This window comes from Streptomyces sparsogenes subsp. cuspidosporus (assembly GCF_039532705.1).
Lineage (GTDB): Bacteria > Actinomycetota > Actinomycetes > Streptomycetales > Streptomycetaceae > Streptomyces > Streptomyces sparsogenes.
In genome coordinates this window covers 1-18,579 of record NZ_BAAASD010000016.1, presented here as the reverse complement: position 1 = coordinate 18,579, position 18,579 = coordinate 1, and the positions used below count along the sequence as shown (strand labels likewise).

The following is an 18,579-nucleotide window of genomic DNA, read 5'->3' as shown; positions in this document are numbered from 1 at the left end:
GATGGCCAGGACGAGGGAGGACGACGGAACACCGGTGCCCCAGCGCTTGCTGGCCGCGGCCACCCGCCTGTTCGCCGAGCGCGGCTTCGACCGGACCTCCGTCCAGGAGATCGTCGAGGCGGCGGGCGTCACCAAGGGCGCCCTCTACCACTACTTCGGCTCCAAGGACGATCTGCTGCACGAGATCTACGGGCGGGTGCTGAGGCTCCAGCAGGAGCGCCTGGACGCCTTCGCGGACGCCGACGCCCCGGTCGAGCGGCGGCTGCGCGACGCGGCGGCCGACGTGGTCGTCACCACCATCGAGAACCTCGACGACGCGACGATCTTCTTCCGGTCCATGCACCAGCTGAGCCCGGAGAAGCACAAGCAGGTGCGGGCCGAGCGGCGCCGCTACCACGAGCGGTTCCGCGCCCTGGTGGAGGAGGGCCAGCGGTCCGGGGTGTTCAGCTCGGACACCCCGGCCGACCTGGTGGTGGACTACCACTTCGGATCGGTCCACCACCTGGGCACCTGGTACCGCCCCGACGGGCCGCTCACCCCCCAGCAGGTCGCCGACCACCTCGCCGACCTGCTGCTGCGCGCCCTGCGGCCGTGACGCCTGAACTTGCGGTGAGTATGGGACAGCGACACGCCGACGCCACGGTGTGTCGCTGTCCCATACTCACCGCGAAGTCACCCGGGGCCCGTCACCGGTAGTTCGCCAGCTCCCGCCGGGCGAGCGACCGCTGGTGCACCTCGTCCGGCCCGTCCGCGAGCCGCAGCGTCCGCGCCGCGGCCCACAGCTCGGCCAGCGGGAAGTCCTGGCTGACGCCGCCCGCCCCGTGCAGCTGCACCGCCCGGTCCAGGATGTCCACGACCGTGCGCGGGGTGGCGATCTTGATGGCCTGGATCTCGGTGTGCGCCGCCCGGTTCCCGACGGTGTCCATCAGCCAGGCCGTCTTGAGGACCAGCAGCCTCAGCTGCTCCACGGCCACCCGCGCGTCGGCGATCCACGCGTGGACCTGGCCCTGATGGGCGAGCGGCCGCCCGAAGGCCGTACGGGACACGGCCCGGCGGCACATCAGCTCGATCGCGCGCTCGGCCATGCCGATCAGTCGCATGCAGTGGTGGATGCGGCCGGGGCCGAGGCGGGCCTGGGCGATGGCGAAGCCGCCGCCCTCCTCCCCGATCAGGTTGGCGGCCGGGACGCGCACGCCGTCGAAGACCACCTCGGCGTGGCCGCCGTGGTAGTGGTCCTCGTAGCCGTAGACCCGCATGGCCCGGCGCACCTCGACGCCCTCGGTGTCGCGCTCCACCAGCACCATCGACTGCTGACGGCGGACGTCGGGGTTCCCGGGATCGGTCTTGCCCATGACGATGAAGATCTTGCAGTCCGGGTTCATCGCCCCGGAGATGTACCACTTGCGGCCGGTGATGACGTAGTCGTCGCCGTCCCGCTCGATCCGCGTCTCGATGTTGGTCGCGTCGGACGAGGCGACCTCGGGCTCGGTCATCGCGAAGGCGGACCGGATCTCGCCCGCGAGCAGCGGCTCCAGCCACCGCTTCCGCTGCTCCTCGGTGCCGAACTGGGCGAGCACCTCCATGTTCCCGGTGTCGGGCGCGGCGCAGTTCAGGGCCGTGGGGGCGAGCTGCGGGCTGTGGCCGGTGATCTCGGCGAGCGGCGCGTACTGGAGATTCGTCAGCCCCGCCCCGTACTTCACGTCGGGCAGGAAGAGGTTCCACAGGCCCTCTGCCCGGGCCTTCGCCTGCAGCTCCTTGACGACCGGCGGGGTGAGCCAGGGGGAGTCCAGCCGGGCGCGCTGCTCCTCGGCCACCGCCTCGGCCGGGTGGACGTGGTCCGCCATGAAGGCGAGCAGCTTGGCCCGCAGCTCCTCGGTGCGGGCGTCGAATGCGAAGTCCATGGCTGGGTCAGCCCTTCCGTAGCGTGGTGAGGCCGCTCTCGACGAACAGCGGGACGATCTCGCCGATGCGGTCGAAGCCCGCGCCGACGGTCTGACCGAGGGTGAACCGGTAGTGGATGCCTTCGAGGATCACGGCGAGTTTGAAGTAGGCGAAGGCGGTATACCAGGCGACGCCGCCGACATCGCGCCCCGAGCCCGCCGCGTACCGCTCGATCAGCTCGCGCGGCGCGGGGTGGCCGGGCGCGCCGCTGGTCGTGGTGATCGGCGAGTCTGCCGCCCCCTCCTGCTCGCTGTACATCACCAGCAGGCCCAGATCGGTCAGCGGATCGCCGAGCGTGGACATCTCCCAGTCGAGAATCGCCTTGATCGTGTCATCGGCGCCCACGAGCACGTTGTCCAGCCGGTAGTCGCCGTGCACGACGGCGGGGGCGGGAGAGGCGGGCAGGGCCTTGGCGAGCGACTCGTGCAGCTCGTCCACGCCGGGCAGCTCCCGGCTGCGGGAGGCGGCGAGCTGCTTGCCCCAGCGGCGCAGCTGCCGCTCCAGGAACCCCTCGGGCCGCCCGAAGTCGGCGAGGCCCACGGCGGCCGGATCGACGGTGTGCAGCTCCACCAGGGTGTCGACCAGACCGAGGACGACGCGGCGGGTGCGCTCGGGGCCGAGGGCGGCGAGCTGCCCGGCCGTGCGGTACGGGGTGCCCTCGACGAACTCCATGACGTAGAAGGGCGCCCCGAGCACCGACTCGTCCTCGCACAGCAGCACCGGCTCCGGAACGGGCACGCCGGCCGGGTGCAGCGCGCCGATCACCCGGTGCTCGCGCCGCATGTCGTGGGCGGTGGCGAGCACATGCCCCAGCGGCGGGCGGCGCACCACCCAGCGGGCCGCGCCGTCGGTGACCGCGTAGGTGAGGTTCGACCGGCCGCCCTCGATCAGCGCGCCGCTCAGCGGCCCGCGCACCAGCCCCGGCCGCTCGCGGTCCAGGTGGGCGCGGAGCCGCGCGAGGTCGAGTCCTGGCGGATTGCCTGAGTTCATCGGGCCTTGGCCTCCATCGGGGGACGCGCGGACGGGCACGGGACCGGACGGACAGCCCCGCATCATGATGCCGACCAGTCGGTATGGAGTCCAGTGCCGGGCCGGCCCGGGTGAGTGGCCAGGTCGGTTTGCGGCGGGCCCGCCGGAGCAGGAGCGTCGAAGGACGGAGGCGTGGCGGCCGGCCGCGCCCACCGCCCCGCCCGCACACCGCGAAGGAACGCGAAGGAACGCGAAGGAACGCGAAGGAACGCGAAGGAACGCAAGGGAGCGCCCCATGAAGGCCATCACCTACCGCCGCTACGGCGGCCCCGAGGTCCTGGAGTACGGGGAGGTCGGCGAGCCCAAGGTCGGCCCCGACTCCGTCCTCGTCAAGGTCGTCGCCGCCGCCGTCAACCCGGTCGACTGGAAGGCGCGGCAGGGCTATCTCGACCCCGTCCTGGACGCCGTCTTCCCGGTCATCCCCGGCTGGGACGTCGCGGGCGTCGTCGAGCGGCCCGGCGCGGCGGTGACCGAGTTCGCGGCGGGCGACGAGGTGATCGGATACGTGCGCGAGGACTTCCTCTCCCGGGGCACCTTCGCCGAGTACGTCGCCGCTCCCGTGCGCACCCTCGCCCGCAAGCCACGGAACCTGACGTTCACGCAGGCCGCGGGCATTCCGCTGGCGGGCCTCACGGCCTACCAGACGCTGGTCAAGGCGCTGAAGGTCACCGAGGGCGACACCGTCCTGGTGCACGCGGCCGCGGGCGGCGTGGGATCCATGGCCGTCCAGCTGGCCAGGCACCTCGGCGCCCGCGTCATCGGCACCGCCAGTGAACGCAACCACGCGTACCTGCGCTCGCTGGGGGCCGAGCCGGTCACCTACGGGGACGGGCTGGGCGAGCGGGTGCGGGCGCTGGCGCCGGACGGGGTGCACGCCGTCTTCGACACGGTCGGCGGCGACGCGCTCACCGAGTCCGTGCCGCTGCTGGCCGCCGGCGGGCGGCTGGCCTCCATCACCGACCAGGCGGTCCTCACCCACGGCGGCCGCTACGTCTTCGTCCGCCCCGACCCCGACGACCTCCAGGACCTCACCGACATCGCCGAGCGCGGCGCCCTCGGCGTCGAGGTCTCGGCCACCTTCCCGCTGGAGAAGGCGGCCGACGCGCAACGCCTCAACGAGGAGGGCCACACCCGCGGCAAGATCGTCGTCACGGTCGGACAGGGAAGCTGACGGGCGGACCGGCGGAGGGGCCGGCGGAGGGGCCGGCAGGCGAGCTGACGGGCCGGCCGGCACACGGGCCGGCACACGGCCGCCGGAGCGCGGGGCGGCGCGGTCAACGCGTCAGCGCGGCGCCGAAGGCCGCGAGCGCCAGCGTGCAGCCTGCCGCCGCCGCGGCCGCCCGCGGGGACAGTGCGGGCGGCCGCGGCACGGACACCGCCCGGATGCGGCGGGCCGCCACACCCAGGAAGCACAGCCAGGCCAGCGCGGCGAGCGCCACGCAGAGCAGGGAGACCGGCCCGGTCCCGGCGCGCAGGGCCTGCCGGGCGGCCAGCGAGGTGGCGACGGCGCAGGCCAGCGTCGTACGCCGCCAGGCCAGCCGGGTCCGCTCGGGCTGCAGCCCGGGATCCCGCGGCGCGGCGGGCGAGGAGGGCCCGGTCATCGGCTCAGCCGCCCCAGCGGACCGCGACGAGGGCCACCATCACCAGGGCGATCACCCCGACGGCCAGCCCCAGCACCACCGGGAAGCGGGAGGCCGGCAGGTCCTCGCCGCGCCGCATCGCCCGCTCGCAGCGGATCCAGTGGTTGAGCGCCCGTATCGCGCACACCGCGCCCCCCGCCAGCAGCGTGAGCGCCGCCGCCAGCCGCAGCGTCCGGTCCGTGTCGGGCAGGAACTGGTCGATCGCGAAACCCCCGCCCACCAGCGCCATCGCGGTGCGCAGCCAGGCCAGGAAGGTGCGCTCGTTGGCGAGGGAGAAGCGGTAGTCGGGGGTCTCCCCCTCGGCGCGCAGCCGCTCAGGCGCGAACCACAGCCGCACATCCGCGACGACGGAGGCGAGCCTGCCCCGGTCGGGCGTGCGGTCGGCGTCGATCATGGGACAAGCCTACTCGCGGCGCCACTCCAGCAGCCGCCGGTAGGCCTCCGCCCCGTCCGGCACCCACTCCCACTCCGCCAGCCGCCGCGCCAGCTCCTCCTCGGTCAGAAAGTCGTGCCAGGCGATCTCCTCGGCCTGCGGGGAGACCGGAGGCTCGCAGCGGACCTCGTAGACGCGCGACCACCAGGTGTGCTCGGGCGTGTCGTAGAGGAAGGAGAACAGCGGCGTCGGCGCGGGCAGCCCGGACACCCCCAGCTCCTCCTCGGCCTCGCGCAGCGCCGCCGCGTCGTACGACTCGCCGGCGCCCACGACGCCGCCGACGAACATGTCGTACAGGGAGGGGAAGACGAGTTTGCCGGCGGTGCGGCGGTGCACGAAGATCCGGTCCGCGCCGTCCCGCGCCAGCACGAAGACCGTCCGGTGGCGCAGCCGGCGGGCCATGGCGTCGGCGCGTCTGGCCCGCCCCACGACCTGGTCGTTCTCGTCCACGATGTCCAGCAGTTCGTCGGCGGAACGCGGCTGTCGCGGCGACTCGTTGTCCGGCATGCCGCCATCCAAGCAGAATGGCGGCGGGCGGTCAGCGGCGCCCCGGGCCCCCGCCGGGGTAGCCCGACCCGCCGTGGTGGCGCCCCCCGCGCCCGTAGCCGTCGTGCCCCGACCCGTCGTAGCCCGACCCGCGGTAACCCGATCCGTCGTAACCCGATCCGCCGTAGCCCGATCCGTCGTGGCCGTCGTCGCCGGAGCCGTGCCGGTCCGCCCACTCCCGCGCCCAGCGGGCCGCCTCCTCCGAGTCCCACCGCCAGTCGCCCGAACCTCCCCAGCGGGACGGCCAGGACGGGTGCGAGGGTCCGGTGCGGGTCGGGGGCGAGGTGTGCGCGGGCGCCCGGGACGGGGCCTGCGCCCGGGGCTGTGCGGCCGGGGCCTCGGCGGCCGCCGGGGGAGCGGTGCGCGACGCGCCCGGCAGCGGCTTGGCGCCGGCCGCCGAGTCGGCCACCGGGACGATGTCGTCCTCGCCCGCGTCGGGCGCCGAGGACGGCGCGTCCTGCGGGGGCGCGGCGGTGGCCTCCCGGCCGTCCTTGCCGAGCATCAGGAAGAGCGCCGTGGCGGCGCCGGTGGCGGAGAGCAGGATCGCCCCGGCCGCGGCCTTGCGCCGGTCGCTGACCGGCCGGCGGCGGGCGTGCCGGGGGCCGACCACCTCGCCCCGCAGCACCTGCGGCTCCTCCGCGGCGGCGGACCCGGCGAGCTCGACCGGCTGGGGGCCCGGAGTGACCAGGGTAGGACTCACCACCCGCCTGTCCGCGCTGCGCGGATGCGGGGGAGAAGGATGGTGGTCAGCCATGGCGCCTGATGATGCCCGCCCGCCGAACCCCTGTCCATCTCGCCGATGCATTGCGCCCGTTATGTGGCACAAGGTGGTGCGGCGGCGTCCGCCGCGCCCGGGTTGACGCCATACCGGCCGGTAGGCAGGATCGACCGACACCGCCGGTTCCGGCACCGCCCGGCCGTCGGCCTTCCTCGCACGCTCCTGACGAGACGGGACATCGGATATGGCGTACGACGCGGATGTGATCGTGGTCGGGGCGGGGCTCGCGGGGCTGGCGGCCACCGCCGAACTGGCCGACGCGGGCCGCTCGGTGATCCTGCTGGACCAGGAGCCCGCACAATCGCTCGGCGGCCAGGCCCACTGGTCCTTCGGCGGCCTCTTCCTCGTCGACTCGCCCGAGCAGCGCCGGCTGCGCATCCGCGACAGCCGCGAACTGGCCTGGCAGGACTGGCTGGGCACGGCCGGCTTCGACCGCGAGGAGGACCACTGGCCGCGCCGCTGGGCCGAGGCCTACGTGGACTTCGCGGCCGGCGAGAAACGGGCCTGGCTGCACGCCCAGGGGCTGCGGCTGTTCCCGCTCGTCGGCTGGGCCGAGCGCGGCGGCTACGACGCGACCGGCCACGGCAACTCCGTCCCCCGCTTCCACATCACCTGGGGCACCGGCCCCGGCGTCGTCGCCCCCTTCGAGCGGCGGGTGCGGGCCGCGGCCGCCCGCGGCCTGGTCGACCTGCGCTTCCGGCACCGGGTCACCGGGCTGTCCCGCAGCGCGGGCGCCGTGGACACCGTCACCGGCGAGATCCTGGAGCCGAGCGACGCCGAGCGCGGCACCCCCAGCAGCCGCGAGGTCACCGGCGCCTTCGAACTGCGCGCCCAGGCCGTGGTCATCACCTCCGGCGGCATCGGCGGCAACCACGACCTCGTACGCCGGAACTGGCCGGAGCGGCTCGGCACCCCGCCCGAGCGGATGCTCTCCGGCGTCCCCGCGCACGTGGACGGCGAGATGCTGGGCGTCGCCGAGGCGGCGGGCGCCCGGCTGATCAACCGCGACCGGATGTGGCACTACACCGAGGGCATCGAGAACTGGGACCCCATCTGGCCCCGGCACGCCATCCGCATCCTGCCCGGCCCCTCCTCGCTGTGGTTCGACGCCCGCGGCCGCCGGCTCCCCGTGCCGCTCTTCCCCGGCTTCGACACCCTCGGCACCCTCGAACACATCATGCGGACGGGCCACGACCACACCTGGTTCGTCCTCACCCGGAAGATCATCGAAAAGGAGTTCGCGCTCTCCGGCTCCGAACAGAACCCGGACCTCACCGGCAAGAGCGTCCGCGACGTGCTGAACCGCGGGCGGGGCGGGGCCCCGGGCCCGGTCCAGGCGTTCCTGGACCACGGAGCCGACTTCATCGTCGAGCGCTCCCTCACCGGCCTCGTCCGGCGGATGAACGAGCTCACCAAGGAACCGCTGATCGACGAGGCCGAGCTGCGCCGCCAGATCCTCGCCCGCGACCGGGAGATCGCCAACCCCTACACCAAGGACCTCCAGATCACGGCCCTGCGCGGCACCCGCAAGTACCTCGCCGACCGCCTCATCCGCACCGCCGCCCCGCACCGCATCCTCGACCCCAAGGCGGGCCCGCTGATCGCGGTGCGCCTGAACATCCTGACCCGCAAGACGCTGGGCGGCCTGGAGACCGACCTGTCCGCGCGGGTGCTCACCGAGGGCGGGGAGCCGCTGCCGGGCGTGTACGCGGCGGGCGAGGCGGCCGGCTTCGGGGGCGGCGGGCTCCACGGCTACCGCTCCTTGGAAGGCACCTTCCTCGGCGGCTGCCTCTTCTCCGGCCGTACGGCGGGCCGCGCGGCGGCGAAGGCGGTGGGGTAGGGCGGCGGGGCGCCAACTCTGACGGAAGTGTGACGGACGGCCGAAGACCCTGGCACCCAGCGCCCCGGGAGTGCTCTCATCAAGGGCATGGATCGCAACACAGGCGCCGCGGAGCACCCCTCCGCCGACCCGGACACCGCCGATTCGGGGGCCACGGAACGAGGCGCCGACGCCTCCGGCAGCCCCGTCGGCCGCCGCGTCATCCTGGGCATGCTCGGGCTCGGGGCGGCCGGCATGGCCGCCGCGCCCTGGCTGGAGCGCCGGCTGGACACCGTCCTGGCCGCCGCCGCGGACAAGGACCCCACCGGGGTGACCGGGCTGCTCCCGGGCGCCGGGGGGTTCCGCTACTACTCGGTGACCTCCTCCGTCCCCCACAAGGACGCGGACAGCTACCGCCTGACCGTCAGCGGGCTCGTGGACCGGCCCACCGGCTACCGGCTCGCCGACCTCCGCGCGCTCCCCCAGCACCGGATCGTGCGCGACGTGCAGTGCGTCACCGGCTGGCGCGTACCGCACACCTCCTTCGAGGGCGTGCGCCTGGCGACCCTGCTGGAGGCCGCCGGGGTCCGCCCCGGGGCCGGGGCCGTCCGCTTCACCTGCTTCGACGGGGCGTACAGCGAGAGCCTGACCCTCGAACAGGCCCGCCGGGACGACGTCCTGGTGGCCCTGCGGATGCGGGACGAGCCGCTGGGTCACTCCCACGGCGGCCCGGTGCGGCTGTACGTCGCCCCGATGTACTTCTACAAGTCGGCGAAATGGCTCTCCGGCATCGAGGTCACCCGCGAGGTGCGGCCCGGCTACTGGGAGCACCGCGGCTACGACGTGGACGCCTGGGTCGGCACCTCGAACGGACGCGACGATGCCCCCACGGCCTGACGCCCGTCCCGGCGCCGCCGCCCCCGCGCGCCCCCGGCCCCGGACGCCCCGCGCCCGGGTGGCCCGCTTCACCCGGGCCGAGCGCTGGATCCACCGCACCACCGCCGCCCTGATGGGCGCCTGCGTGGTGAGCGCGGCCTGCCTGTACCTGCCGCAGCTCGCCGAACTCGTCGGCCGCCGCGCCCTGGTGGCCACGGTGCACGAGTGGACCGGCCTCCTCACCCCGGCCCCGACGCTGCTGGGCCTGGCCTCCCGCGCCTTCCGCGCCGACCTCTCCCGCCTCAACCGCTTCGGCCCGCACGACCGCCGCTGGCTGCGCTCCGCGCTGCGGCGCGACCGGAGCGACGGGGCGCGCCCGGCGGGCAAGTTCAACGCCGGGCAGAAGCTCTACGCCGCCTCCCTCAGCGGCGCGGTGCTGGTGATGGCGGGCACGGGGCTGCTGATGTGGTTCACCGGGCTGGCCCCGCTGGTCTGGCGGACCAGCGCCACGTTCGTCCACGACTGGCTGGCCCCGGCCGTCGTCCTGCTGCTGCTCGGCCACATCGGCATGGCGCTCGGCGACCCGGAGGCCAGGCGCGGCATGCGCACCGGCACGGTCGACCGCGTCTGGGCGGCCCGCGAGCACCCGCTGTGGCGCACCGACGGGGACGGCGAGGACACACGCGCGAATTGAAAGCCGCCGCCCGCGCCCGATGCCATGATGCGACACGAGCCGTCGATTCCGAGGCCGGGAAATCCGGGGAAAAGGAATGCATGAATGGCCGTGAAAGATCCCGGGAGAGCCGTCGCGCGGTGCGGGGCGCGGGCCGCGGGATGTGCCGCCGCGCTCCTCGCGCTGAGCGGATGTCTCGGCACCTCGGGGGGATCGGCCCCGCGGGGCGGGCTGTGGGTGAACCCGGACAACCCGGCGGCCCGGCACGCCCGTGAGCAGCGGCGGCAGGGCCGGTACGCGGAGGCGGAGCTGATGCGGCGGATCGCCAGGGAGCCGATCGCCGAATGGCTGGGGCCGAAGCCGCGCGAGCGGGTCGTATTCCTCACCGAATCGGCCGCGCGCCAGGGCCGTACGCCGGTGCTGGTCGCCTATCAGATTCCGTACCGGGACTGCGGGAATTACTCCGCGGGCGGGGCGAGGAACGACACGGAATACCTGGACTGGATCCGGGAGGTCGTGGCCGGAATCGGTGAGCGGAAGGCGATTGTCGTACTGGAGCCCGACGCGGTGGCCCAGGTGGTGGACGGCTGTGTCCCGGAGCGGCTGCGCGCCCCCCGGCTGGCCCTGCTGCGCGACGCGGTCGCCATGCTCTCCGCGCTGCCCCGCACCCGGGTGTATCTGGACGCCGGGAACGCGGGCTGGATCAAGGACCCGGAGCGGCTGGTGGAGCCGCTCCGGGAGGCCGGCATCGACCAGGCGGACGGCTTCTCCCTGAACGTCTCGAACTTCCAGCCGACGCGGGCGACCCGCGCCTACGGCCGTCGGCTGTCCGCCCGCCTCGGCGGCACCCACTTCGTCATCGACACCAGCCGCAACGGCAACGGCCCGCTCTCCCCCGGCGCGGGCGGGGACGACGGCAAGGGCGGCGGCCCGGAGGGCGGGGGCGCGGGGGAGAACTGGTGCAACCCCCCGGGGCGGGCGCTGGGCGAGCCGCCGAGCACCCGCACCGGCGACCCCGCCGTCGACGCCTATCTGTGGATCAAGCGCCCCGGCGAGTCCGACGGCACCTGCAACGGCGGCCCACCGGCGGGCCGATGGTGGACGGAGTACGCGCTCGACCTGGCCCGCAACGCCGGCGCGGGCGAGAGGTGAGGGCGCGCGCGAGAGGTGAGGGCGCCGGGCCGAGGAGGGCGCGGGCTCAGGAGCGGGCGCGGGCTCACGCGCGGGCGCGCGCCCGTCGCCGGGCGCCGGCGCGGGCCGTCGGCACCGCGAGGGCGGCCTGTCTCCGGCGCCGCGTCAGCAGCAGCCCGCCCGACCAGACGGCCAGCGGCGTCAGGCACAGCGCCAGTGCCAGCAGCGCCCAGGTGCGCATGGCCGCGTGGGTGTGGCCCAGGAACAGCGAGGCGATCAGCGAGCCGCCGAAGACCGCGCCCCACACCAGATGGATGCGGAAGGTGGACAGCTGGTCGGCGCTGGAGGAGTCGCCCTTGGGCGTGACCACGAACCGGCTCCGGCGCCGCAGCAGCGCGTCGCACAGCGACTTGGCGTAGATCGGGGCGGACAGGGCGGAGAGCAGCATCCCCGCCAGCCCGCCGGAGCCCTCCGGCTCGTGCGGGGACACGTTGTGCCGCCGGTTCCAGACGTACAGGCCGATCTGCAGCGCGGCGGCGTCGCCGTAGAGCATCATCCACATCTCCGCCGGGATGTGGATCCCGGAGGCGCCCAGCACCAGGAACAGCGTGCAGGACAGCGCCGACAGCATCCAGTTGAGCGCGGTCATCGGGTAGTACGCGATCATCAGCGAGTAGTTGAGCAGCTTTCCCGGGGACAGCGTGAACGGCCCCTTCCAGAACTGCTTGAGCACCGTCTCGTAGGTGCCCCGGCTCCAGCGCAGCTGCTGGGTGAAGAAGTCCGTCCAGGTGCTCGGGCCCTCCCCGACGGCCAGCACGTCCGGGGTGTACACCGAGCGCCACTTCTTCCGGGTGACGGGGTTGCGGCGGCGGTGCAGCTCGAAGCCGGTGGCCATGTCCTCGGTGATCGAGTCGTAGAGACCGCCGATGGACCGCAGCGCGGCGATGCGCACCACATTGTTGGTGCCGACGAACATGGGGCCGCCGTACGCGTTTCCCGCCCGCTGGATCAGCGCGTGGAAGAGGAACTGCTGACTCTCGGCGGCCTTGGTGACCGCGGTGTCGTAGTTTCCGTACACCTGCGGGCCCACCACAAAGGCCACGTCCGGGTCGCGGAAGTACCCCATCATGCGCTCGAGGAAGTTGGGCAGCGGAACATGGTCGGTGTCCACGCAGGCCATGAATTCATACTCGTCGCCATGGGCGTCCAGCCAGGCATTGTAATTCCCGTGCTTGGTCCTGGCCCGGAAGGATCCTTTCGGCTGATTCCACTTCTCGACGCCTTTGCGGGAGAAATGCCGCACGCCCAGACGCGCGCACAGCTCCCGGGCCTCCTCGTCGTTCCCCTCGTCCAGCAGCCATACGTCGAGCCACCCCGCGTGCCGGACCCGCTTCGCGCCCTCCAGCGTCGCCCGGACCATCTCGATCGGCTCCTTGCCGGGCACGAAGCTGGTCAGGAACGCCACCCGGGTCCCCGGCTCGGCCACCACCGGCACCGGGTCGCGGGCCACCAGCGTGGCATGCGCGTTGGAGACCACGGTGAACAGGCGGAACGCCTCGATCAGCGCGATCGACACCAGCATCGTCCAGTCCGCGGCCCTCTCCCAGGCCGTCACATAGTCGCGGTGCACCCAGTGCTGCGGCTGCAGCAGCCACACCAGCAGCAGCGCCGAACACACCGGCGCCGCGCACAGCAGCAGCGCCGCGCGGACCCGGTGCGGCTCCTGCGCCAGCAGGCTGCGGCAGCGCACCCGGTACGGGCGGCCCGGCGGGGGCTGGGTCAGCGGGCCCGCCAGCTGGCTGTACCGGTTGTACTCGTACCGTGCGGCCGGGCCCCGGCGGAAAGGGGAGTTCTCGTGGTGCGCGGGCCGTGCGGGAGGGGGTGCGGCGCAGGGTGCGGCGGCCTTCTCGGCCGTGTCTCTGACGGGGGTGGGTGCGGACATCTGGGCACTCCCGCGGGTCGTCGGGACGCAATATCGCGCGGCGATGACCCGGACGGCCTACATTCGTCATGTCATCGCGCGAGATGAGAAGGTAACAATCCCATGAGGAATGACTGTGCAAATCGGATTTTCGGCGCGCCCCGCCGATGTCCTGAGCGGGCCACCACCCCGACGGCCCATAACCGCGCGTCTTACGTGATTTACATCCCGTCGTCTGCGATGGTCGGAAGCGATTCAGCGTGCACGTTTCGACCGCGCGTTTCGGCCGTGGCTTTCGGCATGCGCCGGAGCGGCGGTTTCGGCCTGCGCGAGGCAGCGCGCGCCACCCGGCGCGCGGCACACGGAAGATGGGGCCCGGACGCCCGATGAGAGTGCTGCACATCATCTCGCGCCTCGGTGCCGGCGGCGCCGAACAGCAACTCAGACTGCTGCTGCGTCACTTGCCCGCCCGCTGCGACGTCCTCACCCTCGCCGCCCCCGGAGCCGCCGGCCACGGCATCCGCGCCGACGGCGTGCCCGTCACCCATCTGCCCGTGGGCGGCCGCGACCCCATGGCACCGGCCCGGCTGGCGCGGTTCATCCGCGGCGGCGGCTACGACCTGGTGCACACCCACCTCTACCGGGCCTGTGTCCACGGGCGGATCGCCGCCCGGCTCGCGGGCGTCGGAGCGGTGATCGCCACCGAACACAGCCTGGGCGAGCGGCACATCGACGGCCGGCCCCTCACCGTCGGCGTCCGCGCCCGCTACCTCGCCACCGAGCGCCTCGGGTCGGCGACCGTCGCCGTCTCGGCCGCCGTCGCCGACCGGCTCCGCGCCTGGGGCGTCGCCAACCACCGTATCCACCTGGTGCCCAACGGCCTGGACGCCGGCCGCTTCCGCTTCACCCCGGCCGCCCGGGCCGCCGCCCGCGCCCGCCTCGGCATCCCCGCCCACGCCTTCGTCGCCGGCGGCGTCGGCCGGCTGGTGGCGGCCAAGCGCTTCGACGTGGCGCTGCGGGCGGTCGCCGAGGTGCCCCAGGCCCGGCTGCTGCTGGTCGGGGACGGCCCCGAGCGCACCGCGCTGCGGGACCTGGCCGCCTGGCTCAAAGTGGCCGACCGGGTCCGGCTGCTCGGCGAGCGCGGCGGGGCGGTGGCCGGGACGGGGGACCGGCCCGCCGACCTCCCCGGACTGCTGGCCGCCATGGACGTCCTGGTGTCGCCCTCCTCCCAGGAGGGGTTCGGGCTCGCCGCCGTCGAGGCCCTCGCGGCCGGGCTGCCGGTGCTCCACACCGCCTGCCCGGCCCTCGACGAACTGCCGCCCGGCACGGCCCCCGGTGCCCGCCGCATCGGCCCCGGCGCGGCCGCGCTGGCCGCCGCCCTGCACGAACGGGCCGCCGCCGGACCCGCGCGGTTCCCGGTGCCCGCCGCGGTCGAGCGCTACGACATCGCCCGCACCGCCCGCCGCCTGGCGCTGCTGTACGAACGCTCCGTCAGCTGCGGCCCCGACGGCTGCGCCCGAGGCCCCGCGGTCACCCCGCGCTGGCCGCGGAGCGGTGCTCCCGCGGGCTGACCCCCCGCACCCGCTTGAAGGCGGCGCTCAGCGCGAAGGGGCTGCCGTAGCCGACCCGGCGGGCCACCGCCCCGAGGGTCGCCTCCGGCTCCCGCAGCAGATCGGCGGCCAGATCCAGCCGCCAGCCGGTCAGATACGCCATCGGCGGCTCGCCGACCAGCTCGGTGAAGCGGCGGGCCAGCGCCGCGCGGGAGACACCGGTCCGCTCGGCCAGCAGGGCCACCGTCCACGGATGGCCCGGGTTGTTCTGCAGCAGCCGCAGGGCCCGGCCGACCACCGGGTCGCCCAGCGCCCGGTACCAGGCCGGGGCCCCCGCCTCCGGCCGGGCGAACCACGACCGCAGGACCGAGATCAGCAGCAGGTCGAGCAGCCGGTCCAGGACGGCCGTCTGACCCGCCTCGTCCTTGACGATCTCCTCGCCCAGCCACGGCAGCAACGGCGAGTCGCACGCCTCACGCCCCAGCACCAGCAGCGGGGGCAGCGCGTCCAGCAGCCGCCGGCCGATCTCCCCGTCCATCCGGTAGGTGCCGATCAGCATCGTCGCCGAGCCCTGCTCGCTGTTGCCCCAGGTGCGCACACCCAGCGCCATCCGCTCGGCCAGGTCCTCGCCCGCCGCGGTGCGGCACACCTCGCCGGGCAGGATCCAGGCCTGCGGCGCGGTGGCCGGATCGCCGGCGACCGTGTACGGGTCCGGGCCGCGTGCGACCGCCACGTCCCCCGGCACCAGCCGCCGCGCCGCGCCCCGCTCCGGGACCACCCATGCCTCGCCGCGCGCCATGGTCATCACACACAGGGGGGCGCGGTCCTCGATCCGTACGGACCAGGGCGGCTCCATCACCATCCGCAGCAGAAACGCGCCCCGGGCCCGCGGCCCGTCCAGCAGGCCGGCGAGTGGGTCCATCACGCCCCGAGGTTGGCACCCCGTTCCGCCCGGCGTCAAACAAGGCGGCGCCCGTTGTTGTGTTAGGAACTCTTAAGAGGCGGTTGCGAGACTTGCGCGGACCGGTTTTTGTACCTGTCCGAGCTTGAATCGAGGCGTTGTGTCTCCCACGGAAGCCACCCCCGCGTCGTCCGCCAAAGCCACCAGGCCTCCCGACTTCATGGATCCCTCCTTCTGGTTGCGGCCGCATGCCGAGCGGGCCGAGGTGTTCGAGAGACTGCGCGCGCTGCCGGGCCCGGAATTCGTACCGCCGCGCCTGCCCTGGGGTCCGTTGGCATCCGGCTATTACGCGCTGTCGAAACACGCCGACATCTGCGAGGTGAGCCGCCGCCCTCAGGACTTCTCCTCGGAGGGCGCCACGGCGATCCTGCCGCCGGAGATGGACGAGTTCTACGGCTCCATGATCAACATGGACAATCCTGAGCACTCCAGACTACGGCGCATCGTCGCGCGGTCGTTCGGCCGTGGAATGGCGCCCAGATTCGACACCATGTCGCGGCAGGTGGCCCGGCGCATCGTGGACGAGCTCATCGAGCGCGGACCCGGCGACTTCATCCGCCCGGCGGCGGAGATGCCGATCGCCGTCCTCAGCACCATGATGGGAATTCCGGGTGAGGACTACGAATTCCTCTTCGAGCGGACGAACACCATCATGGGAGGGGCCGACCCCGAACTCGCCGCCGACCCCGAGAAGATGGCGGCGGCGGTGCTGGGAGCGCTGCGGGACCTCGGAGACTACATCGGACGGCTCCGCGACGACCGGCTCGCCCGCCCCGGCACCGATGTGATCACCAAGCTGGTCCAGGTGCAGGAGGACGGAGAGCAACTGACCAACCAGGAGCTGGTCTCGTTCTTCATCCTCCTCATCAACGCGGGCATGGAGACGACCCGCAACGCCATCGCCCAGGCCCTGGTTCTGCTGACCGGCCATCCCGAACAGCGGCAACTCCTGCTGTCGGACTTCGAACTCCACGCGAAGGGCGCCGTCGAGGAGATCCTCCGGGTGGGCACGCCCATCAACTGGATGCGCCGGACCGCGACCGGAGACTGCGAGATGAACGGCCATCGGTTCCGCAAGGGCGACGAGATCTTCCTCTTCTACTGGTCCGCGAACCACGACGAGAAGGTCTTCGCGGATCCGTACCGGTTCGACATCACCCGGGACCCCAATCCGCATCTGTCGTTCGGCGCGGTGGGGCCGCACTTCTGCCTCGGTGCTCATCTCGCCCGGATCGAGATCATCGCCATGCTCCGCGAACTCCTCGCCTCACTGCCGGACATCCGTGTGGAGGGCGAACCGGTCCGGCTGGCGTCGACCTTCATTGAGGGCTTCAAAGAGCTGAGCTGCACCTTCTGAACCACTCCTGGGGAAAGCGGGAGGTCGGTTAGGACAGCTTAAGAGAAACCGTCAAGAATGATCTTATCTCGGCCCCGCAAAGAGGAGGCGCCAGCAATGGCGAAGGACGAGGCGAAGCTTCTCGACCACCTGAAGTGGGTCACGGCGGAACTGCGTGACACTCGTCGGCGTCTGCATGAAGCGGAGTCCACGGAACCCCAGCCGATCGCCATCGTCGGAATGGGGTGCCGCTTTCCCGGCGGGGTCGAGAATCCGGACGGTTTGTGGCAGCTGGTGGCGGCCGGAGGCGAGGGGCTGACCGACTTTCCGGACGACCGCGGCTGGGACCTGGAGAACCTGTTCGATCCCGATCCGGACACAGCGGGTACGAGTTATGTGCGCCGGGGTGCCTTTCTGTCCGGCGCGGGGGGCTTCGACGCGGAATTCTTCGGTATCTCACCGCGAGAGGCGGTGGCGATGGACCCCCAGCAGCGGCTGCTGCTGGAGGTCGCCTGGGAGACGTTCGAACACGCCGGAATCGACCCGCACGGTCTCGTGGGCAGCAGCACGGGCGTCTACGCCGGGGTGACTTCGCAGGAATACATGATGCTCACCGCCTTGGCCGGCAGTGACGTGGAGGGGTACGCCGCTACCGGCAACCTCGCGTGTGTGCTGTCGGGGCGGGTGTCGTATGTGCTGGGGCTGGAGGGTCCGGCGGTGACGGTGGACACGGGGTGTTCGTCGTCGCTGGTGGCGCTCCACTCGGCGGTTCAGGCCTTGCGTGGCGGTGAGTGCTCGCTGGCGTTGGCGGGCGGGGTCACGGTGATGGCCACCCCTGGTGCCTTCGTGGAGTTCTCGCGGCAGCGCGGGCTGGCGGGGGACGGTCGTTGCAAGGCGTTCGCGGCGGCGGCGGACGGGACGGGGTGGGGTGAGGGTGTCGGTCTGCTGTTGCTGGAGCGGTTGTCGGATGCGCGGCGCAATGGTCACAGGGTGTGGGCGGTGGTGCGGGGTTCGGCGATCAATCAGGACGGTGCGAGCAATGGTTTGACGGCGCCGAACGGTCCGTCGCAGCAGCGGGTGATCCGGCAGGCGTTGGCGAATGCGCGGTTGTCGCCGGCGGATGTGGATGTGGTGGAGGCGCACGGTACGGGGACGACGCTGGGTGATCCGATCGAGGCGCAGGCGGTGCTGGCCACCTACGGCCAGGGGCGCTCGGCGGAGCGGCCCCTGTGGCTGGGGTCGGTGAAGTCCAACATCGCCCACACTCAGGCCGCCGCCGGTGTGGCCGGTGTGATCAAGATGGTGATGGCCATGCGGCATGGCCTGCTCCCCCGGACGCTGCACGTGGACGAGCCGACGCCTCATGTCGACTGGGACAGCGGGGCGGTCGCACTGCTCAGCGAGGCGACCGACTGGCCGGAGACGGAGCGTCCGCGGCGGGCGGGTGTCTCGGCGTTCGGCATCTCCGGCACCAACGCGCATGTGATTCTCGAAGAGGCGCCCGAACCGTCCACGGAGGAGGAAACCACCGAGCCGGCGCCGGTGGGCGGGGTGGTGCCGTGGGTGGTGTCGGGGCGGTCGGGCGCGGGGTTGCGTGCCCAGGCCGGGCGGTTGGCGGAGTTCGTCCAGGAGACCGTGGGCGAGGCGGCGGAGGTCGGCTGGTCGCTGGTGGCCGGCCGGGCGGTGCACGACCACCGCGCGGTGGTGGTCGGCCAGGACCGGGACGAGCTGCTCGCGGGGCTGACGGCACTGGCCGAGGGTGTGCCGTTCGGCGGTCTCGTGAGCGCGGAGCCGGTGGCCGGAGGCGCGGGCCCCGTCCTGGTGTTTCCCGGGCAGGGGGGTCAGTGGCGTGGCATGGGGGTGGAGTTGCTGGATGTGTCTTCGGTGTTCGCGGGGCGGATCGCGGAGTGTGAGGCGGCGTTGGCGCCGTTTGTGGACTGGTCGT

General features: G+C 73.2%; 17 protein-coding genes. 9 read left to right on the top strand and 8 right to left on the bottom strand.

All coding sequences use genetic code 11. The annotated features are described in order from the left end of the window. Window position 1 precedes the first annotated feature (1 nt). On the top strand, window positions 2-595 hold the full coding sequence (locus ABFY07_RS20085) for a TetR/AcrR family transcriptional regulator (RefSeq protein ID WP_346175817.1): 594 nt from the start codon (window positions 2-4) through the stop codon (window positions 593-595). A 91-nt stretch (window positions 596-686) separates the two neighbouring features. Here the strand turns inward: ABFY07_RS20085 and ABFY07_RS20080 are convergent, their stop codons facing one another. Together ABFY07_RS20080 and ABFY07_RS20075 are read right to left on the bottom strand one after the other, a co-directional pair. After that, the gene (locus ABFY07_RS20080) at window positions 687-1,901 is read right to left on the bottom strand and encodes an acyl-CoA dehydrogenase family protein (protein WP_346175816.1); all 1,215 of its coding nucleotides are present in this window, start codon (window positions 1,899-1,901) and stop codon (window positions 687-689) included. Between the two features lie 7 nt (window positions 1,902-1,908). Then, window positions 1,909-2,931 (bottom strand): phosphotransferase family protein, encoded by a 1,023-nt coding sequence (locus ABFY07_RS20075; RefSeq protein ID WP_346175815.1) that lies wholly within the window; start codon window positions 2,929-2,931, stop codon window positions 1,909-1,911. A gap of 274 nt (window positions 2,932-3,205) precedes the next feature. Between ABFY07_RS20075 and ABFY07_RS20070 the strand changes: the two genes are divergently transcribed. Further along, complete coding sequence (locus ABFY07_RS20070) at window positions 3,206-4,141, top strand: NADP-dependent oxidoreductase (RefSeq protein ID WP_346175814.1); 936 nt, start codon at window positions 3,206-3,208, stop codon at window positions 4,139-4,141. A 103-nt stretch (window positions 4,142-4,244) separates the two neighbouring features. Here the strand turns inward: ABFY07_RS20070 and ABFY07_RS20065 are convergent, their stop codons facing one another. Genes ABFY07_RS20065 through ABFY07_RS20050 form a run of 4 tightly spaced genes read right to left on the bottom strand, consistent with a single transcriptional unit; the run spans window position 4,245 to window position 6,343 of the window. Next, window positions 4,245-4,571, bottom strand: a complete 327-nt coding sequence (locus ABFY07_RS20065; RefSeq protein WP_346175813.1) for a DUF202 domain-containing protein — start codon at window positions 4,569-4,571, stop codon at window positions 4,245-4,247. Window positions 4,572-4,575: 4 nt separating this feature from the next. Further along, complete coding sequence (locus ABFY07_RS20060; protein ID WP_346175812.1) at window positions 4,576-5,004, bottom strand: YidH family protein; 429 nt, start codon at window positions 5,002-5,004, stop codon at window positions 4,576-4,578. Between the two features lie 9 nt (window positions 5,005-5,013). Then, window positions 5,014-5,550: an NUDIX domain-containing protein gene (locus ABFY07_RS20055; RefSeq protein WP_346175811.1), complete on the bottom strand. Its 537-nt coding sequence runs from the start codon at window positions 5,548-5,550 to the stop codon at window positions 5,014-5,016. A gap of 31 nt (window positions 5,551-5,581) precedes the next feature. Further along, on the bottom strand, window positions 5,582-6,343 hold the full coding sequence (locus tag ABFY07_RS20050) for a hypothetical protein (RefSeq protein WP_346175810.1): 762 nt from the start codon (window positions 6,341-6,343) through the stop codon (window positions 5,582-5,584). Window positions 6,344-6,551: 208 nt separating this feature from the next. Here ABFY07_RS20050 and ABFY07_RS20045 point away from each other — a divergent pair, with 208 nt between their 5' ends. The 4 genes from ABFY07_RS20045 (at window position 6,552) to ABFY07_RS20030 (ending at window position 10,887) form a co-directional block, all read left to right on the top strand. Further along, a complete protein-coding gene (locus ABFY07_RS20045) occupies window positions 6,552-8,207 on the top strand; it encodes an FAD-binding dehydrogenase (protein ID WP_346175809.1) in 1,656 nt (551 codons plus the stop codon). Between the two features lie 87 nt (window positions 8,208-8,294). After that, on the top strand, window positions 8,295-9,083 hold the full coding sequence (locus ABFY07_RS20040; RefSeq protein WP_428836966.1) for a molybdopterin-dependent oxidoreductase: 789 nt from the start codon (window positions 8,295-8,297) through the stop codon (window positions 9,081-9,083). Continuing rightward, window positions 9,067-9,756, top strand: coding sequence for a cytochrome b/b6 domain-containing protein (locus tag ABFY07_RS20035; RefSeq protein ID WP_079150710.1), 690 nt, complete (start codon window positions 9,067-9,069; stop codon window positions 9,754-9,756). The genes ABFY07_RS20040 and ABFY07_RS20035 overlap by 17 nt, the downstream gene beginning before the upstream one ends. A gap of 84 nt (window positions 9,757-9,840) precedes the next feature. Continuing rightward, on the top strand, window positions 9,841-10,887 hold the full coding sequence (locus tag ABFY07_RS20030) for a glycoside hydrolase family 6 protein (RefSeq protein ID WP_346175808.1): 1,047 nt from the start codon (window positions 9,841-9,843) through the stop codon (window positions 10,885-10,887). Between the two features lie 64 nt (window positions 10,888-10,951). On the opposite strand, the gene ABFY07_RS20025 is transcribed toward ABFY07_RS20030, so the two are convergent. Continuing rightward, window positions 10,952-12,808, bottom strand: coding sequence for a glycosyltransferase family 2 protein (locus tag ABFY07_RS20025; protein WP_346175807.1), 1,857 nt, complete (start codon window positions 12,806-12,808; stop codon window positions 10,952-10,954). A 365-nt stretch (window positions 12,809-13,173) separates the two neighbouring features. Here ABFY07_RS20025 and ABFY07_RS20020 point away from each other — a divergent pair, with 365 nt between their 5' ends. After that, on the top strand, window positions 13,174-14,358 hold the full coding sequence (locus tag ABFY07_RS20020; protein WP_346175806.1) for a glycosyltransferase: 1,185 nt from the start codon (window positions 13,174-13,176) through the stop codon (window positions 14,356-14,358). Here ABFY07_RS20020 and ABFY07_RS20015 read toward each other — a convergent pair. Next, window positions 14,318-15,259 carry an AraC family transcriptional regulator gene (locus tag ABFY07_RS20015; RefSeq protein WP_346175922.1) on the bottom strand — a complete coding sequence of 314 codons (942 nt, stop codon included), beginning with the start codon at window positions 15,257-15,259 and terminating at the stop codon, window positions 14,318-14,320. The genes ABFY07_RS20020 and ABFY07_RS20015 overlap by 41 nt on opposite strands. A gap of 199 nt (window positions 15,260-15,458) precedes the next feature. Between ABFY07_RS20015 and ABFY07_RS20010 the strand changes: the two genes are divergently transcribed. Both ABFY07_RS20010 and ABFY07_RS20005 read left to right on the top strand, forming a co-directional pair. Further along, entirely contained in the window at window positions 15,459-16,655 is a 1,197-nt protein-coding gene (locus ABFY07_RS20010) for a cytochrome P450 (RefSeq protein WP_346175805.1), read from the top strand. Window positions 16,656-16,751: 96 nt separating this feature from the next. Continuing rightward, window positions 16,752-18,579, top strand: a 1,828-nt coding sequence (locus ABFY07_RS20005) for a type I polyketide synthase (RefSeq protein ID WP_346175804.1), incomplete at its 3' end; no start/stop codon positions are given.

What these genes read in the sequence shown, in the direction of transcription:
- ABFY07_RS20085 (WP_346175817.1), top strand. Translation starts at nt 2, where the DNA reads ATGGCCAGGACGAGGGAGGACGACGGAACACCGGTGCCCCAGCGCTTG.
- ABFY07_RS20080 (WP_346175816.1), bottom strand. Translation starts at nt 1,901, where the DNA reads ATGGACTTCGCATTCGACGCCCGCACCGAGGAGCTGCGGGCCAAGCTG.
- ABFY07_RS20075 (WP_346175815.1), bottom strand. Translation starts at nt 2,931, where the DNA reads ATGAACTCAGGCAATCCGCCAGGACTCGACCTCGCGCGGCTCCGCGCC.
- ABFY07_RS20070 (WP_346175814.1), top strand. Translation starts at nt 3,206, where the DNA reads ATGAAGGCCATCACCTACCGCCGCTACGGCGGCCCCGAGGTCCTGGAG.
- ABFY07_RS20065 (WP_346175813.1), bottom strand. Translation starts at nt 4,571, where the DNA reads ATGACCGGGCCCTCCTCGCCCGCCGCGCCGCGGGATCCCGGGCTGCAG.
- ABFY07_RS20060 (WP_346175812.1), bottom strand. Translation starts at nt 5,004, where the DNA reads ATGATCGACGCCGACCGCACGCCCGACCGGGGCAGGCTCGCCTCCGTC.
- ABFY07_RS20055 (WP_346175811.1), bottom strand. Translation starts at nt 5,550, where the DNA reads ATGCCGGACAACGAGTCGCCGCGACAGCCGCGTTCCGCCGACGAACTG.
- ABFY07_RS20050 (WP_346175810.1), bottom strand. Translation starts at nt 6,343, where the DNA reads ATGGCTGACCACCATCCTTCTCCCCCGCATCCGCGCAGCGCGGACAGG.
- ABFY07_RS20045 (WP_346175809.1), top strand. Translation starts at nt 6,552, where the DNA reads ATGGCGTACGACGCGGATGTGATCGTGGTCGGGGCGGGGCTCGCGGGG.
- ABFY07_RS20040 (WP_428836966.1), top strand. Translation starts at nt 8,295, where the DNA reads ATGGATCGCAACACAGGCGCCGCGGAGCACCCCTCCGCCGACCCGGAC.
- ABFY07_RS20035 (WP_079150710.1), top strand. Translation starts at nt 9,067, where the DNA reads ATGCCCCCACGGCCTGACGCCCGTCCCGGCGCCGCCGCCCCCGCGCGC.
- ABFY07_RS20030 (WP_346175808.1), top strand. Translation starts at nt 9,841, where the DNA reads ATGGCCGTGAAAGATCCCGGGAGAGCCGTCGCGCGGTGCGGGGCGCGG.
- ABFY07_RS20025 (WP_346175807.1), bottom strand. Translation starts at nt 12,808, where the DNA reads ATGTCCGCACCCACCCCCGTCAGAGACACGGCCGAGAAGGCCGCCGCA.
- ABFY07_RS20020 (WP_346175806.1), top strand. Translation starts at nt 13,174, where the DNA reads ATGAGAGTGCTGCACATCATCTCGCGCCTCGGTGCCGGCGGCGCCGAA.
- ABFY07_RS20015 (WP_346175922.1), bottom strand. Translation starts at nt 15,259, where the DNA reads ATGGACCCACTCGCCGGCCTGCTGGACGGGCCGCGGGCCCGGGGCGCG.
- ABFY07_RS20010 (WP_346175805.1), top strand. Translation starts at nt 15,459, where the DNA reads ATGGATCCCTCCTTCTGGTTGCGGCCGCATGCCGAGCGGGCCGAGGTG.